The following is a 12,965-nucleotide window of genomic DNA, read 5'->3' as shown; positions in this document are numbered from 1 at the left end:
CATTAGGTTAATCACACTTAGTCAAAGTTGTGGTAAAACCAACTATGTGCACAACGTTATCTCTACGCGTTCTTTGCCTTTACCTAAATTTTTACGTTTTAGCCGGATCTGCCCTACTTCAGATGTTCTATTTAAGTGGGTACCGCAGCATGGTACCTGAGTAAAGCCTTCTACTTTCCAGTATCTGCGCTCGTTTTCTTTGTCAGAGAAATCACTGATAATTCTTGCGTCAGAATCAATGAGCAGTTGCGACTCTGTTTCGACTTCCTTCAATAACGCGGTTAAATTTTCTGGCCATTCAACGTCAATACGACTCTTATCTTGTGCAATATGAGCGCCTATTCTCACAATGCCACTACAGCGTTGATATAGTTTTTCTAACACAACCTCCGCAGCAAAATGCAGTTTCATTAAGGAATAGCGACGCTCCCAATCAATACACGTTACAACCGTATCCCCAACTTCAAAATCTGGTAGCGAGGCTAAGGTATAGATAATACGTGAACCGTTTTGGGTAGCCTGTAAAACGGAGACATCGTGAATCGTCCCACTATCGCTTTCTTGTCCCCCAGCCGCTGCGTAAAATATCGTCTTGTTTAATTCAACGTTATTGCCTTCAATATGAGTAACTTCGGAACGCAGCTCAGTTTGGTATGGGTTAATCCAAAATACTTTTTCAGTCATCCGCAACCTACAACTTAATATCTACGTTATTTCGAACATAAGTAGGAGTCGACAACTCCTCGTCTAAATCCTTGAACTTCGGTTGCTTTGGCATTGACTCAATAATCGAATTCAATTCCTGATAACTGATACCTACCACACGGCAGGCCGTCATGATTCCACCGATAAAACACTTTTTATCGCGCTTTTGCTGATGCTCACTGGCAGGTATAGACGTGTATAGCTCACACTCTTTAACTAATAAAGCTAGAAGTTCTTCTTTTGGTGCTTCCATAATTCAACTCGGTTATCAGACAGTCAAAAGCTAGTATTAATGGTTTTGACAACAGTATGCAACACTGACGGTAATTCTATGGCGTCGCTAGCACTTTTTAGCGATGAGCAACCCATGATTACTACTACCTAACAAATATGGCTTGAAGCATGTCACCCAATTAGTTATTAGGTGACGTATAACCCGTCGTTGTTGCCACCACTTTAAAACCACGCTTTTCAACAATAGGCTTACTCATATCCGAGGCATCAATAGTAAGATATTTCATTCCTCTAGACTTGGCTTCAGCGATACGCTTGTTGAGCAACTGGCTATAGAATCCTTTACTTCTAAACGCTTTCACCGTACTGCCGCCCCAAATTCCTGCAAATGGGCTGTTGCCATTAAACGTTAACCATGCCGATGTCACTGGGTGGCCATCGACATAAACCACATAAATAGAGATTGAATCTGGCTCCTGTTGCTTAAGCTTAAACAAGTAGTTGTATTGCCACTCATAATCGCCACCCCAGACTTGTTCCTGTACCCTGATGGCATCCCGAATGCCTTTGCTATCCGAAACTTCAGTTATGAGTGAATCATCGAACGCTCCATTTTCGGCATTTTCGAGGTCCAACACCATAAAAGACTCGGTTGCCTCTTGTTGAAAACCATATTGCGACAAAATTTGCCCCAAGTTAACGGGCACATCACTACTATAAGTCTTCCATTCAAAGCTGAGATTTCGCGCTTGAAAATACTCAAGCTGTTCCTTAACAAGGGACTCTGCTCGTTGTTCGTCGAAATCAAAATAAGAAATATAGCTGCCATAGTCGTCTTCAGAAACAAAGCGCGTGATTTCATCGTTAGACTCTTGCACACCATTAAACGAGTTAATGGCTTTTCGCTCAAACTCGTTATATTCCTTCATGACATTGATGATATTCATTGCTTCCTCATAGGTATCAAGCTATCGACTTGAATCTCCCACTCCATTTACTTCTCAAACGACAGCGATTGGATAGCCTGCTTCACAGACGCAAACTGTATTTTTGTCAAACACACTTCAGCCTTTGAAAACTCGTGCTCTTGAATAAGTTGAATAATTTCAGATAACGACAAAACAGAGTCGTTCAGTTCGAATGTATAACGTCCGCTCGCCTGGCAAATTATGAAGCTGTGACCATCACTATCGATTAAGCGATCAGAACTACTCCAAATCAAAGACTCTAATTCACTCGCTAACGCTGACTCAGAGCCAAAATACATAAGCTCTGGGTCGCCCTCTAGTTTGAAAATACACGGCCATCTAACCATTGTTGTTCCTATACACTTATGCCATCAGCACTAACGATAACAAGTGAGACAAGCCATTGTAGCGTTCGCTCAATAGTGATCTAAACCTCGTCAGCAAAATAGGCCATGATCTCCTCAGTGGTCATTTCCTTGGTCTCATTCGCAAAGCAATAATACTCAGGGCGCATATCACTAAAATACTGCATGTCCATTTCCAACCCTTCTACGTTAGCAAACAGACCTAATGACATATTGTAATCACCGGTTGCTTTAAACTTGTAGAAAAGATGAGTGCCACATTCTGTGCAAAAACCACGAGAAGCCCAAGACGATGACTGATACATTTTAACTTTATCACCACCTTCAATCTTCACTTGAGTACCACACTTCACTGCAAAATATGGAGCACCGCCCCACTTCCTGCAGGATTGGCAATGGCACACAGTAAACTTGGGATTAACATTTTCGGCTTTGATTGTCACCGCGCCGCAAAGGCAACTTGCTTCTGTATAAGACATTGAACTACTCCTAATTTAATGAAATAGACTGTGATTTTTTCGAGTGACTGGCTCACTTAAATGGATGTTTGCTAACTGAAAAGTGGCTTTGAGGGAAAGTAACTAAAATAATGTACTCAGCACTTGTCATTGATGTTCATCTTCGCAGAATCGGAATAGGTAGCCATCAGGACTTTCGACAATAAACTGAGCTTGTGTGACCGTTTTACCGTCAACTGAATAAGGTTTGCTTTCCATGGGAAGAAAGATCGAACTGGGTGCTTTAGACTGCACTGTTGAATATAACGCGTTGATATCGCTTACATCCCATTGGAAGTTAACACCTCGACCAAATGGATGCTCTAAGTTGCCAGTTAACCATTTTCGGGAGTCGCCACCTACTCCTTCAAGCATCAAGTCAACTCCCTCACGCGTTAAGTAAACAAACTTCTCTTCTTCTCGTTGGTACTTGATAGCAAAGCCAAGCACGTCGACAAAGAACTTGATGTTGTCCTTGATGCTTTGACAATAGAGTTCTGGGACGACTCTCATGGTTGGTTTTCCTTTGTTTGGCTCATGCTTGAGATGATATTAATGTGGAAGATGATGAGCGTAACATCGCCATAGTAGTTGGTATGGTAAGCTAACGCTTTACTAAACGGCGCTTACGAAAAACCCTACCAATAACACAGAGTTTCAAGCCAAAATAGCGAACCTAAGCCGTCCGTTGAAGTAATTTGTTAGCTGCATTATCCCAATGACTTTCAGATTTCTGATAATTGGATCTGCTTCCTTAGAAGTCATGAATCCATTTGTTAGCCCACTTTCTTGAATAAAGAGCTAACAATAGGCCAATGAAAGCGAACAAACTTGTGGAACCGCCACCACCACTAGCATCACCAGAAGGTGGGTTGATAGGACCTGAATCATTTGTAAACTTGACTCCACCATAGGTAACTAAAGACGGATGATTAGCATCTACAGTGACCAATAATGATGTAAGATCAGAGCGATTGACAGGTACCGTCTTCGCAGTTTCCCCTTCTGCAAACACTACATTCTGCGTATCTACGACTTTCCCATCGTTCGAGAGAGTAACCGTTGCGGTTATGGACCCCTGTGTTCCTCCTTCACGCAATAGATTCACTACTCCAGATTGGCAGTCAGTTACACACTTAGCAGTTGCGTTTAAGATTTTTACTTTACCCATATCTCCGTACTGTGAAGGAACATAAGGTACAGTAATACTTGCTACCGTTCCCAAGTCCATTTGATATGGAGAATGGAGTACGATATCTACAGTGCCTGTATTTCGCATCAAGCCAGAAGCAAACGTGTTAAGTGTGACTATTTTCTGAGACTCACCAATTGCAAAATCAACCTTCGCTTCACTGTCGAAGTCGGTACCACTGTATGTATTACTTTTACCTAGAATACGCACAAGTGCACTTCCCTCTTTTGAAACATCAGTCCTTGATACTGTTACTGTAAATGTGCCATTTTGGTCAACAATTGAATTAGGAACGGCATCAATACTGACGCTACCAGACTTCACCATATTTCCATGACGTGCATTAGTTAGGTAGTTCCAAGTTGAAGTATCACCTACTTGTTGGTGATCTCCTGCATCTATCACCCCTTGATAGGGAGTTTGACGTGGACTATTGTGCAAAATAGAAATACCAAGGTTGAAATGCAACGTTTCCACACTATTAACACCCCAACTGCTCCCCTCAACACCACACTTCACACCGTTTATCGTAATGTCAGGAGTAGATAGGAATGGAACATCCCTTTGGTTGTTGATTCCAGAGTACATTAGTGAGCGTTGACCACCGCACTCATAAGCAAGTCCTAATGTATCTTCGAGATTAACTGCTGGTTGGTTTCCTCTTTCGTGAGCAAGACCATTTGTGTGGTTTATCTCGTGAGCAATGAGATCTTCGCTAATACAAACTGGGTCATTATGGTAGGCCACCGTTGAGAAAATATCCGAACTTGGTGAGTTCTCACCCCAACTATTATAGGGAGCATAGCTCGCCAATTGAGGAGCAGCATTGGGTCTACTCCACTTTCCATTCGCTACACCACAAACAGTATTACCTGAACCACTTTTTAAGTAATAAGGTCTGACAGAAACAACTCTATCGATAGACCTTTTCTTCCAATCATCTAGGATCACTGAACTTGTTCGACCCATAGGTGTTGTCACCCCTAGGGGTCGTGAAGAATCAATGTCCAATCCAGAAATCCAGTCGTTATAAGTGACTACAGTCATTTCGTTTGTCTGCAAAGTATATGAACCGTCCCTACTCAACTGGTCATCGGGACTCTCCACAAAACGTACTATTGCAAGTTCTTGCTGCATTTTTACACAGGAGTTTTGGAATGTCTTATTAGAGTATTCAAGTTGCTCGTCTAGCCAATTCAACACATCTTCTCGGGTGGCATACTTCAAGACATCATCGGTTACGTAAACAGCAACCCGCTGAACAAACTCTTGGCTAATGTTTGCGTAATCAAATGTGCATTGAGGTAAAACAACCTGATTCGTAGAAGTACTAGCATTAGCTTGCGTACTGAAGGCAGCCGCCGCAACTAAAGCTAGTGCTATTCTTTTTTTAACCATCCTACTACTCCTTGTTAAGATTATATAAGGCAATTATGGGGCCGATAAATGTGAGGCTTTTAAATAAACTCCCGTCCAAACCATGAATAACTTTTCTCAAACGCCAATTTTTCTCCCCCCTTCACAAACTCCACTCGCCCGCTTCTTGACATACAATTTTATGGCTTCGCAACGGTAACGCACATGAATGACCTGTTCTATGATGTCTAAGTTGATCGGAGCAACGGCATTAGCGATGTCACGTAATTCTTTTAGTGACTTACTTCGAGTTGGCTATGTCAAATAGGATTTTTTCGAGCTTTCTAATTTTGAAAGCCTGGATTGTTAAAATACATCTAAATAAAAAATGAACCCATTACGAAGCTGACCATTATTGTCTAGACGTTGCTCAATACGGTGTTCAGTGTAATTACTCACTCCGAAAAAACGGATAAATCCTTTCGAGGTCGATTCAAACAGCAATATTTCTTTTTAGTTTTTTTTGTGATCGAAGATTGCCAAATTACCTTTTACCGACAGCATATCAACTTCCTGACCTTCTCTGGCATACCTAAATGTAACATCAGAGCCAAAGCCATCTTATATAACCGAATTCTTCGCCTGCATCACTGGTAGATATAAAAACATCAGGATGTTGAGTCGGTGTTGCAATACCACCGTATTGTTGTCCTTTATACACTTCAGGTCGCCGGCTTTAGACTTTTCCAACTTCGAACAATGAACTCTACCTATTCGTCTAACGCCCAATTTACTTGCCGCCACCTGCACTAAAAATGCCAGAAGTAGTGCTTCAGGCTGAAGTAATTGTTATGTTTTGACTATGTTAGCGAGGCTAGAACTACTAAAACTAATACACCTAAAACGATATAGCCCATTATATTAGAACGGAAGTTTTTAACTGTTGCAGCACAATAAGGACATACTGACTTATCAGGCTCACCTCGGTAAGTTATCATTCTAGGTACAATTTTTTTATCGCAGCTTGGGCAGTTTATTCTATCATCGTTTCTTGAAGCATATTTACTTTGTCTTACTGCCTTACCGGTAATTACAACATCAACAGCTCTTAGCCCTTTATTTCCTTGTTTTGAGTTGAATTCAACCTGATCTCCATTATTCGGAAGAGAAGAACCAACAACGCTTTGAACATTGAAATAATGGTCTTTCCCGGTGTTTGCAGTGATAAAGCCATATCCTTTTTCGTTACTAAACCACTTAACTTTGCCTTCCATGCATCATCCTTAACTTATTGTTTTATATAAGATACAAAACAATTAGCGACTTAAAAAGTAAGTAATCCTAAGATGTGACTTAGTTAATACTTTCAGGTAAATAACAAATGACATGGATTCCCCCTCCCGAGGATCTGCCACACTCTTGTGGTACTTGTTAGAACCGGAGGCACCATGTCTGATTATTCGTATTTTGGCGGTATCGACTTAGCTAAGAACCACTTCAGTCTTCATGTCGTTGACCAAAAAGGCAAAGTTATTCTACATAAGTCAGTTACACGCTCTAAGTTGTTGACTACCATATCAAACCTTCCGCATATGCGTATAGGCTTGGAAGCGTGCGGTGGTGCACATTACTGGGCAAGAACACTCAACAAACTTGGCCACGATATGCGCATCATGGCGGCTAAATATGTGGCTCCATACAGAACTAAAGGAAAGAACGACCTCAATGATGCCGTCGCGATATGTGAGGCTGTTCAACGTCCTGCGACTCGTTTTGTTCCAACAAAGTCACCTGAGCAGCAGGCTATATTGTCGGTACATCGTATGCGTGAGCACTGGGTTCGTGAACGAACAGCTATCATGAACCGCATTCGAGCTTTGCTTTCTGAGTTTGGGCTTGTTATACCCGTCGGCCGCTCGTCAATAATGAAGCAGGTTCCACTCATGCTCGAAGATGCAGAAAACGAACTGCCTCAATTGGCTAGAGTCGTCCTCCATGACGCATACCAACACCTTGATGCTCTCAACCAACGCATTGCGGATACCGAACAAACATTCGAGTCCTTCGCTAAGATCAGCGATAACGTTCAACGCATTATGAAAGTTCGAGGGATCGGCCCTCAAACCGCGACCGCCATATTAGCCTCGATAGGCAATGGCGCTGAGTTTGATAAGAGCCGAGACTTCTCTGCCTGGCTCGGCTTAGTCCCCAAGCAATATTCTACGGGTGGTAAACCCAAGCTAGGCAGAATCACCAAACATGGGGACAAATACCTTGGTACACTGCTCGTTCACGGGGCGAGAACTGTCATAGCCAACCTCGGCGATAAGCAAGACAGGCTGAGTCAGTGGTGTCGAAATGTATTAGAACGACGAGGCATGAACCGCGCAATTGTCGCTTTAGCGGCTAAGAACGCCCGTATTATCTGGTCACTGTTACACAATCAAACGGAGTATAAAAACTACGCTGCTTAAGCTCTGACGAGCTCAAGCAGCGAGAGTATTACACCCACTGGGTCATAGCAGACGCAATGGATGGAGATAGGTTAAGACCACGTGCGGAGAGCCTGTTAATGCGGCGGACATTAAAATGTCATCTAACGAATAAGGCACCGCAGTCGCGCAAAGTCATCAGGGTCACGATGTTGCGAACCATCGATAAGTAGACCGAATGTAGAGCGGCAGTCCAAAACCCATCACTTGAAGTTTAGCGGATGTTTGACAGCCCGGGGAATCCATGTAGCCCTGTTAAGGTGTGAGCAACGTAATACTGAAGCTACCGCATACCACCTTAATCACTAAACACAACGCATAGCAAAAATGCCACGCGTTGCGAATCACTCTTAAACAGATTGTTATATTTTATTTCCGCATGAGTTTTTCAATTGTTCACGAAAACTGCGTAAATCTGAGTTTTTCAGATAAAAGTATAGTGTTGAGTCTGAGATAGATAGTAACTCTGCATTTTCATCGAAATACAAAATAGGGGGCATGATATCTTTGTCTGCTTGTACTCTATGCAGAGACATCAATGAGTTCTTGACCATTCTAACCTTAAAGTTATTCTGTTTTGATCTGTTTTTTAATGCTTCAAACATAGTATTCAGGTGAATTCCATCGGCAATTTTGGAGTATCCACCTTCCAGTATGATATCTATAATGCAATAATAAAACTTTTCGTGTCCCCTATTTTTTGACGACGCAGCAATGGCTTCTAATGCCCTCTTATGTCGGTCACCGTAACTCGTAGTTTTTTCTTCTACAATAAGATCCAAAGAATCTGTTCTAGATAAATGCTTAAAAGAACTTTGTTTCTCGTATACTTCAGAAGCTAAACATATACCTAACAATAAGTCCTGAAAAACCCCTACACTACTAAAAGCTAAACCACAAGTATGCTTAAAAAGCCCTTCTGAAATACCTATATTCAGCAGTTCAGAGCCTTTGTCCACAATTTTTTTAAAATCGCTCTCATTCCATGGTTCAACAGGAACCTCCTGAATTCGATCAAGAAGATCTCCGTTAAACTGTAGCATTCTGTTCCTTTCTCGCCAGACTCCAAGAATGATGAATCTCACTCCTAGTTCCTGAAAGGCTCGAAGGTCAAAGGCAAATCTTTTTTGATTCTCATATGTTAAGTAGTGGAAGTTTTCGAGTATTATGAACTTTTCATTTTTAGCGCGCTTTAACAAGTTAGCTATGTCTTGTGGTTGGCTAATATTGAATGGTACTTCATCATACTTTACAGATTTTGTCTTACTATCAGTCGCCTGAAGATCAGTTTCAGCAGACGCTTTACCAAACAATGCGATTGAAGCTATTATTTTAGCTCTAAGCTTCAACGAGCTGGACTCACCAGTTCCTTCTGTAACTTCGGTTTTAAGAGCTATGCCAGCTTGCTTAAGTATACCTTGGTATATGTCTATCAACTCCGTTTCAGGTGTGAGTTGGTAAACAATGTTTTCGTCGTACCCACAATACTTGGATACAAGTGCGGTCTTTCCTTGCTTAGATGCACCATATACTAAAATCTGTTTTTCGGAATGCAAAGCCATCTTGAACAGGCGATCGACATGGTCTCTAGCAACATAAGTTAATACATTTTTATGAATACCAAACACTTCTGATGCTTTCAACTCAGACACAATAACTCCTTATATACAAGATCACATTAAGACTCTTACCAACTAAACCATCAAGCGGTATGAGCTTAATTGCTCTAAAACCATAAGCATCAATATAGTGAATAGCTTTTAGCCGGAAAAGACGAAAAGCCAATAATTTTTAATAACGTGATTCATATTACATATGCATCAAGTCATAACCATTAATTCAAGTGAAAATTCTTGAATAGACAAAAATCGATGAAAAATATAACGCCCCCTTAAGCTGTGAGCGAATGTGTGCCATGTTTGAGCGAAGCGAGTTCGGCACGCGTTTACGAATCAGCTTGAAGGCTTTGTTAATTGGCGTTTCTAACTTTTGCTAGCACTTCTGGCTTTTTCAATTCTGTTATTAGAAATGTAACCCATTGGTTTGTATATAGGTATCCATCAAAACCTTCAATGTAGGAAGCAAACTCACCTTTGAAAGTTGGTTTTAAATCACGAGGTCTAGCTTCGAAGTGTTTCCAACATTTGGTGTGTAGCAACATATTGAAGTCAGGCATTTTCTCCTTAACCAATTGCATAACTTTTTTAGGTTTGAGCTTAAATGGATTCTCAATGCCTTTGATGAACGCAACCCCTTGCTCGTAGTGTTTCAACTCATCTTCGGATAGTTTATTTACATTGATAAACTCTACTGCTAAATCTGCTGATGTAGCATGATTACCTAATTTAGGAACAAGCATAGCTCGAAGTCTATATTGTTGACTTTCAAATATGTCATCACTTAAATCTGCACGATAACTTTCCATGTAATGCCGTACTACTTTGTAGTTATCCCGTTGCAGTTGTTTCAAAGCGTCCAATTGAGATTGTTCTGAAGTACGACTCAATTGCATTGCAATAGCTAAATTTGCACACAAAGCATGTGAATCCCCAAACTCTTCAACAAGCAAATTTTCAAAATTCATTAACGCTGACTGACACTCACCAGCAACAGCCAAATCAATTGCAGGGAGACTTCTATGTTCAATCTTGTTACGCAAGCCTATAAGAAATTTAAGGTTGTATTTTTCAGGGCGCTCTACGCCTTTCCAATACTCGTTGCAGCACTCCATCAACTCCCATGCTTTTTCTTCACCGTCAATAATAACCGGTTCACCATCCTTTAAATGAAAATAGTTAGCCCCTTTCTTTTCAAAAATCGCATGAAACAATGCTGTATAAGCTATGACAATATTTACTATATAACCGTAGGTTTTAAACTCTGTATAAGGATTGTTATATGTCGAGACTGCAAGCAATGCGAACTCTCTTGCTTTATGCAGTAGCATTCCTTTTGTCGATTGATCAGTAACTTGTTGGAGCTTTTGGCTATGAACTGCACGAAACTCTTCTTTGCTTAACGACTTAATTCCAGATGTCAGGTAGTGCGAACCATCTTTTTGAACATATTGGTGCCATCGTTTTGATGGATAAGTGCCGCACGTTTGTTTTTTCCAACCAGTAACACTAGCTAACTCTTCGATTGTAAAAGATTCACCTGCATTTTCTTTAGCCGCAAGAAATGTATAAGCTAAATCTACCTGATCATATCTACCCAACTATTATTCTCCTTCGTACCGAATCCAAATTAGCCAATTAACGCCCAATTAAGGGGTGAGCCACGCGACCACGCCACTCAATTTGAACACCGTAAACACTAAACTTGACCCAAACTAAAAATGCCAAGCGTGGGGAATCCCTCTTAAATTGTTTGTTAGGGTAATTTACCCTCGTACTTCAACCCCGTGGAGTCTATTGAGTCACTTAGAAGGTTATCCTCATAGATGTAGAGGTCGTCAAAATCCAAATTATCCAAGAAATGCTCGTGAAAAAAATGCACCATTAAAGGATCGATAACTTGGATACAAAAACGGAATACTAAATCATTGAAATCATCATCAGGTACAGCTAAATGCTGAATACGGTTTCGCTGTTCACCCATTTCTCTATAAACATCGAGATGCTTGATTTCATAACCAGTAGCAGCCCATAACAAATCCGGAAGCTTACTATATTGAACAGTTTTCGCTTTTGCCATCAACTGAGAAGTTGTAAGCCGTTCTTCGGTATTTTGAGATAGTTTCGGCAAATCCGTGAAAATTAACAGCGGATGCTCTTGAGCAATTGCCGACTTTATTAAAATTTCCGCCGCCTGAGCAACATGTAAGACACCCATCGATGGCCAAAATGGATTCCTCATGCCAGTAAAAATCACATGCTCTATGCCGTGAGCCAATAGGTATTTTCCAAGGCCATACATGTGGCCTGATATTTTTCGAACTTCAACGTCCATACGACTTCCAACAATTACCCTAACGCCTGCAATAAGGTGCCCCGCACTGAACTAACAAAGCACACCGAACTCCATACCAAAACCGCCGAGTATAGTGGGTCACCTTGATTGCCTTGTTATGTGCGCCGATCTACTTAATACTGAAATCCCATAAAAGACTCCAAACATATGGATTAAATTTATACCCTTTATACAGTTCAACATCAGCTGTTGGAATATAAACATCCCAACCTTTTGCATAGGAAAAATTCGGTGAAAAACTGTAGACAATGATGTCTTTTGAGTAAATTAACCCTATTAAGTACTGGAAAAAACCTTTACTACGTCTAACATCTATAGCTATATCCTTCCCGTACCATTCCTTTATCCACCATTCAATACCATTATTATCCCTTACATCAACACCTCTATATTTTAACAACCACTTTCTTTCAGCATCCTTTTTACTAAAGGTTGTTGCTTCTATATCAATACCATTCATAGCTGAATATAGAACTGGGAAACCTTCACCATAATCGACCTTAGAGGAAAAGGCTCCATCCGTTATCGAAAACTTACCTCCTTTTGGTAAGTATTTAACTTGGTAGGTTGAAAAATCGTTTTTTGATGATGAACTTAACTCATGGGACACCTCTGATTTCAATCTACTACCTGAGTGAATATTAAATTTCTCATCTAATATTGACCTAAAATTTTCTTTTTTATATTTTAACGACAAAGTTACATCATCAACAGAAACATTTGAATCATTTATAATAGTTAACTGCACTGGTATCATCAGGTTCTTGTCTTTAGCTTTCTCTGGCGTAGAGTAAAATATATAAACCACTTCATTTTCTGGTATATCTGCACTTAATATACTTAAGCCAATTCCTCCCCCCCACTTTCCTTCAGCGTAATCCATATAATACGGATAAAGCATAGAAGCAAAACCTATAACACCAGTGATTAACATAAAAAATCTATGCTTCTTTATTTTTTCAAGAAGTGTGAGGTTTTTTTTATCTTTTCTATTTTCCACTCTATTATTTTTTTGGTTTCTTTTATTTCTTTTCTTAGCCAAAATCCCACCTAATTACTAATTTTCACAAAAACTATATAGCACATAACGCCGCGTTAAGTAGTGAGCAACGCCACCACGAAACCTAACCATACCACCTTAAACACAAAACCCAACGATGGAATGAAAAATGCCATGCGTTGGG

General features: G+C 40.5%; 13 protein-coding genes. 1 reads left to right on the top strand and 12 read right to left on the bottom strand.

Features of this window, described 5'->3' with window-relative positions; genetic code table 11:
- Positions 1-42 precede the first annotated feature (42 nt).
- From MMA19_RS01090 to MMA19_RS01055, 8 genes are all read right to left on the bottom strand, one after another.
- Positions 43-684 (bottom strand): alanyl-tRNA editing protein, encoded by a 642-nt coding sequence (locus MMA19_RS01090; protein ID WP_240205277.1) that lies wholly within the window; start codon positions 682-684, stop codon positions 43-45.
- Between the two features lie 7 nt (positions 685-691).
- Entirely contained in the window at positions 692-958 is a 267-nt protein-coding gene (locus MMA19_RS01085) for a hypothetical protein (RefSeq protein WP_240205276.1), read from the bottom strand.
- 160 nt (positions 959-1,118) lie between these two features.
- Positions 1,119-1,886, bottom strand: coding sequence for a GNAT family N-acetyltransferase (locus MMA19_RS01080; RefSeq protein WP_240205275.1), 768 nt, complete (start codon positions 1,884-1,886; stop codon positions 1,119-1,121).
- A gap of 47 nt (positions 1,887-1,933) precedes the next feature.
- Positions 1,934-2,254 carry a DUF4144 domain-containing protein gene (locus tag MMA19_RS01075; protein ID WP_240205274.1) on the bottom strand — a complete coding sequence of 107 codons (321 nt, stop codon included), beginning with the start codon at positions 2,252-2,254 and terminating at the stop codon, positions 1,934-1,936.
- An 80-nt stretch (positions 2,255-2,334) separates the two neighbouring features.
- Positions 2,335-2,751, bottom strand: a complete 417-nt coding sequence (locus MMA19_RS01070) for a GFA family protein (protein ID WP_240205273.1) — start codon at positions 2,749-2,751, stop codon at positions 2,335-2,337.
- A 126-nt stretch (positions 2,752-2,877) separates the two neighbouring features.
- Complete coding sequence (locus tag MMA19_RS01065; RefSeq protein ID WP_240205272.1) at positions 2,878-3,282, bottom strand: VOC family protein; 405 nt, start codon at positions 3,280-3,282, stop codon at positions 2,878-2,880.
- A 241-nt stretch (positions 3,283-3,523) separates the two neighbouring features.
- Positions 3,524-5,359 carry a hypothetical protein gene (locus MMA19_RS01060; RefSeq protein WP_240205271.1) on the bottom strand — a complete coding sequence of 612 codons (1,836 nt, stop codon included), beginning with the start codon at positions 5,357-5,359 and terminating at the stop codon, positions 3,524-3,526.
- Between the two features lie 818 nt (positions 5,360-6,177).
- Positions 6,178-6,591 carry a cold shock domain-containing protein gene (locus tag MMA19_RS01055; RefSeq protein ID WP_240205270.1) on the bottom strand — a complete coding sequence of 138 codons (414 nt, stop codon included), beginning with the start codon at positions 6,589-6,591 and terminating at the stop codon, positions 6,178-6,180.
- Between the two features lie 174 nt (positions 6,592-6,765).
- Between MMA19_RS01055 and MMA19_RS01050 the strand changes: the two genes are divergently transcribed.
- Positions 6,766-7,791: an IS110 family transposase gene (locus tag MMA19_RS01050; RefSeq protein ID WP_240205269.1), complete on the top strand. Its 1,026-nt coding sequence runs from the start codon at positions 6,766-6,768 to the stop codon at positions 7,789-7,791.
- Positions 7,792-8,171: 380 nt separating this feature from the next.
- On the opposite strand, the gene MMA19_RS01040 is transcribed toward MMA19_RS01050, so the two are convergent.
- From MMA19_RS01040 to MMA19_RS01025, 4 genes are all read right to left on the bottom strand, one after another.
- Positions 8,172-9,461, bottom strand: coding sequence for a hypothetical protein (locus tag MMA19_RS01040; protein ID WP_240205268.1), 1,290 nt, complete (start codon positions 9,459-9,461; stop codon positions 8,172-8,174).
- A gap of 317 nt (positions 9,462-9,778) precedes the next feature.
- Positions 9,779-11,026, bottom strand: a complete 1,248-nt coding sequence (locus MMA19_RS01035; RefSeq protein ID WP_240205267.1) for a DUF3644 domain-containing protein — start codon at positions 11,024-11,026, stop codon at positions 9,779-9,781.
- Between the two features lie 155 nt (positions 11,027-11,181).
- Positions 11,182-11,760 carry a hypothetical protein gene (locus MMA19_RS01030; protein ID WP_240205266.1) on the bottom strand — a complete coding sequence of 193 codons (579 nt, stop codon included), beginning with the start codon at positions 11,758-11,760 and terminating at the stop codon, positions 11,182-11,184.
- Positions 11,761-11,890: 130 nt separating this feature from the next.
- Complete coding sequence (locus MMA19_RS01025) at positions 11,891-12,823, bottom strand: hypothetical protein (protein ID WP_240205265.1); 933 nt, start codon at positions 12,821-12,823, stop codon at positions 11,891-11,893.
- Positions 12,824-12,965: the final 142 nt, after the last annotated feature.

The sequence above is a fragment of the Vibrio sp. CyArs1 genome (assembly GCF_022432925.1).
GTDB lineage: Bacteria > Pseudomonadota > Gammaproteobacteria > Enterobacterales > Vibrionaceae > Vibrio > Vibrio mediterranei.
This window is presented reverse-complemented; position numbering and strand designations above follow the sequence as displayed.

What these genes read in the sequence shown, in the direction of transcription:
- MMA19_RS01090 (WP_240205277.1), bottom strand. Translation starts at nt 684, where the DNA reads ATGACTGAAAAAGTATTTTGGATTAACCCATACCAAACTGAGCTGCGT.
- MMA19_RS01085 (WP_240205276.1), bottom strand. Translation starts at nt 958, where the DNA reads ATGGAAGCACCAAAAGAAGAACTTCTAGCTTTATTAGTTAAAGAGTGT.
- MMA19_RS01080 (WP_240205275.1), bottom strand. Translation starts at nt 1,886, where the DNA reads ATGAATATCATCAATGTCATGAAGGAATATAACGAGTTTGAGCGAAAA.
- MMA19_RS01075 (WP_240205274.1), bottom strand. Translation starts at nt 2,254, where the DNA reads ATGGTTAGATGGCCGTGTATTTTCAAACTAGAGGGCGACCCAGAGCTT.
- MMA19_RS01070 (WP_240205273.1), bottom strand. Translation starts at nt 2,751, where the DNA reads ATGTCTTATACAGAAGCAAGTTGCCTTTGCGGCGCGGTGACAATCAAA.
- MMA19_RS01065 (WP_240205272.1), bottom strand. Translation starts at nt 3,282, where the DNA reads ATGAGAGTCGTCCCAGAACTCTATTGTCAAAGCATCAAGGACAACATC.
- MMA19_RS01060 (WP_240205271.1), bottom strand. Translation starts at nt 5,359, where the DNA reads ATGGTTAAAAAAAGAATAGCACTAGCTTTAGTTGCGGCGGCTGCCTTC.
- MMA19_RS01055 (WP_240205270.1), bottom strand. Translation starts at nt 6,591, where the DNA reads ATGGAAGGCAAAGTTAAGTGGTTTAGTAACGAAAAAGGATATGGCTTT.
- MMA19_RS01050 (WP_240205269.1), top strand. Translation starts at nt 6,766, where the DNA reads ATGTCTGATTATTCGTATTTTGGCGGTATCGACTTAGCTAAGAACCAC.
- MMA19_RS01030 (WP_240205266.1), bottom strand. Translation starts at nt 11,760, where the DNA reads ATGGACGTTGAAGTTCGAAAAATATCAGGCCACATGTATGGCCTTGGA.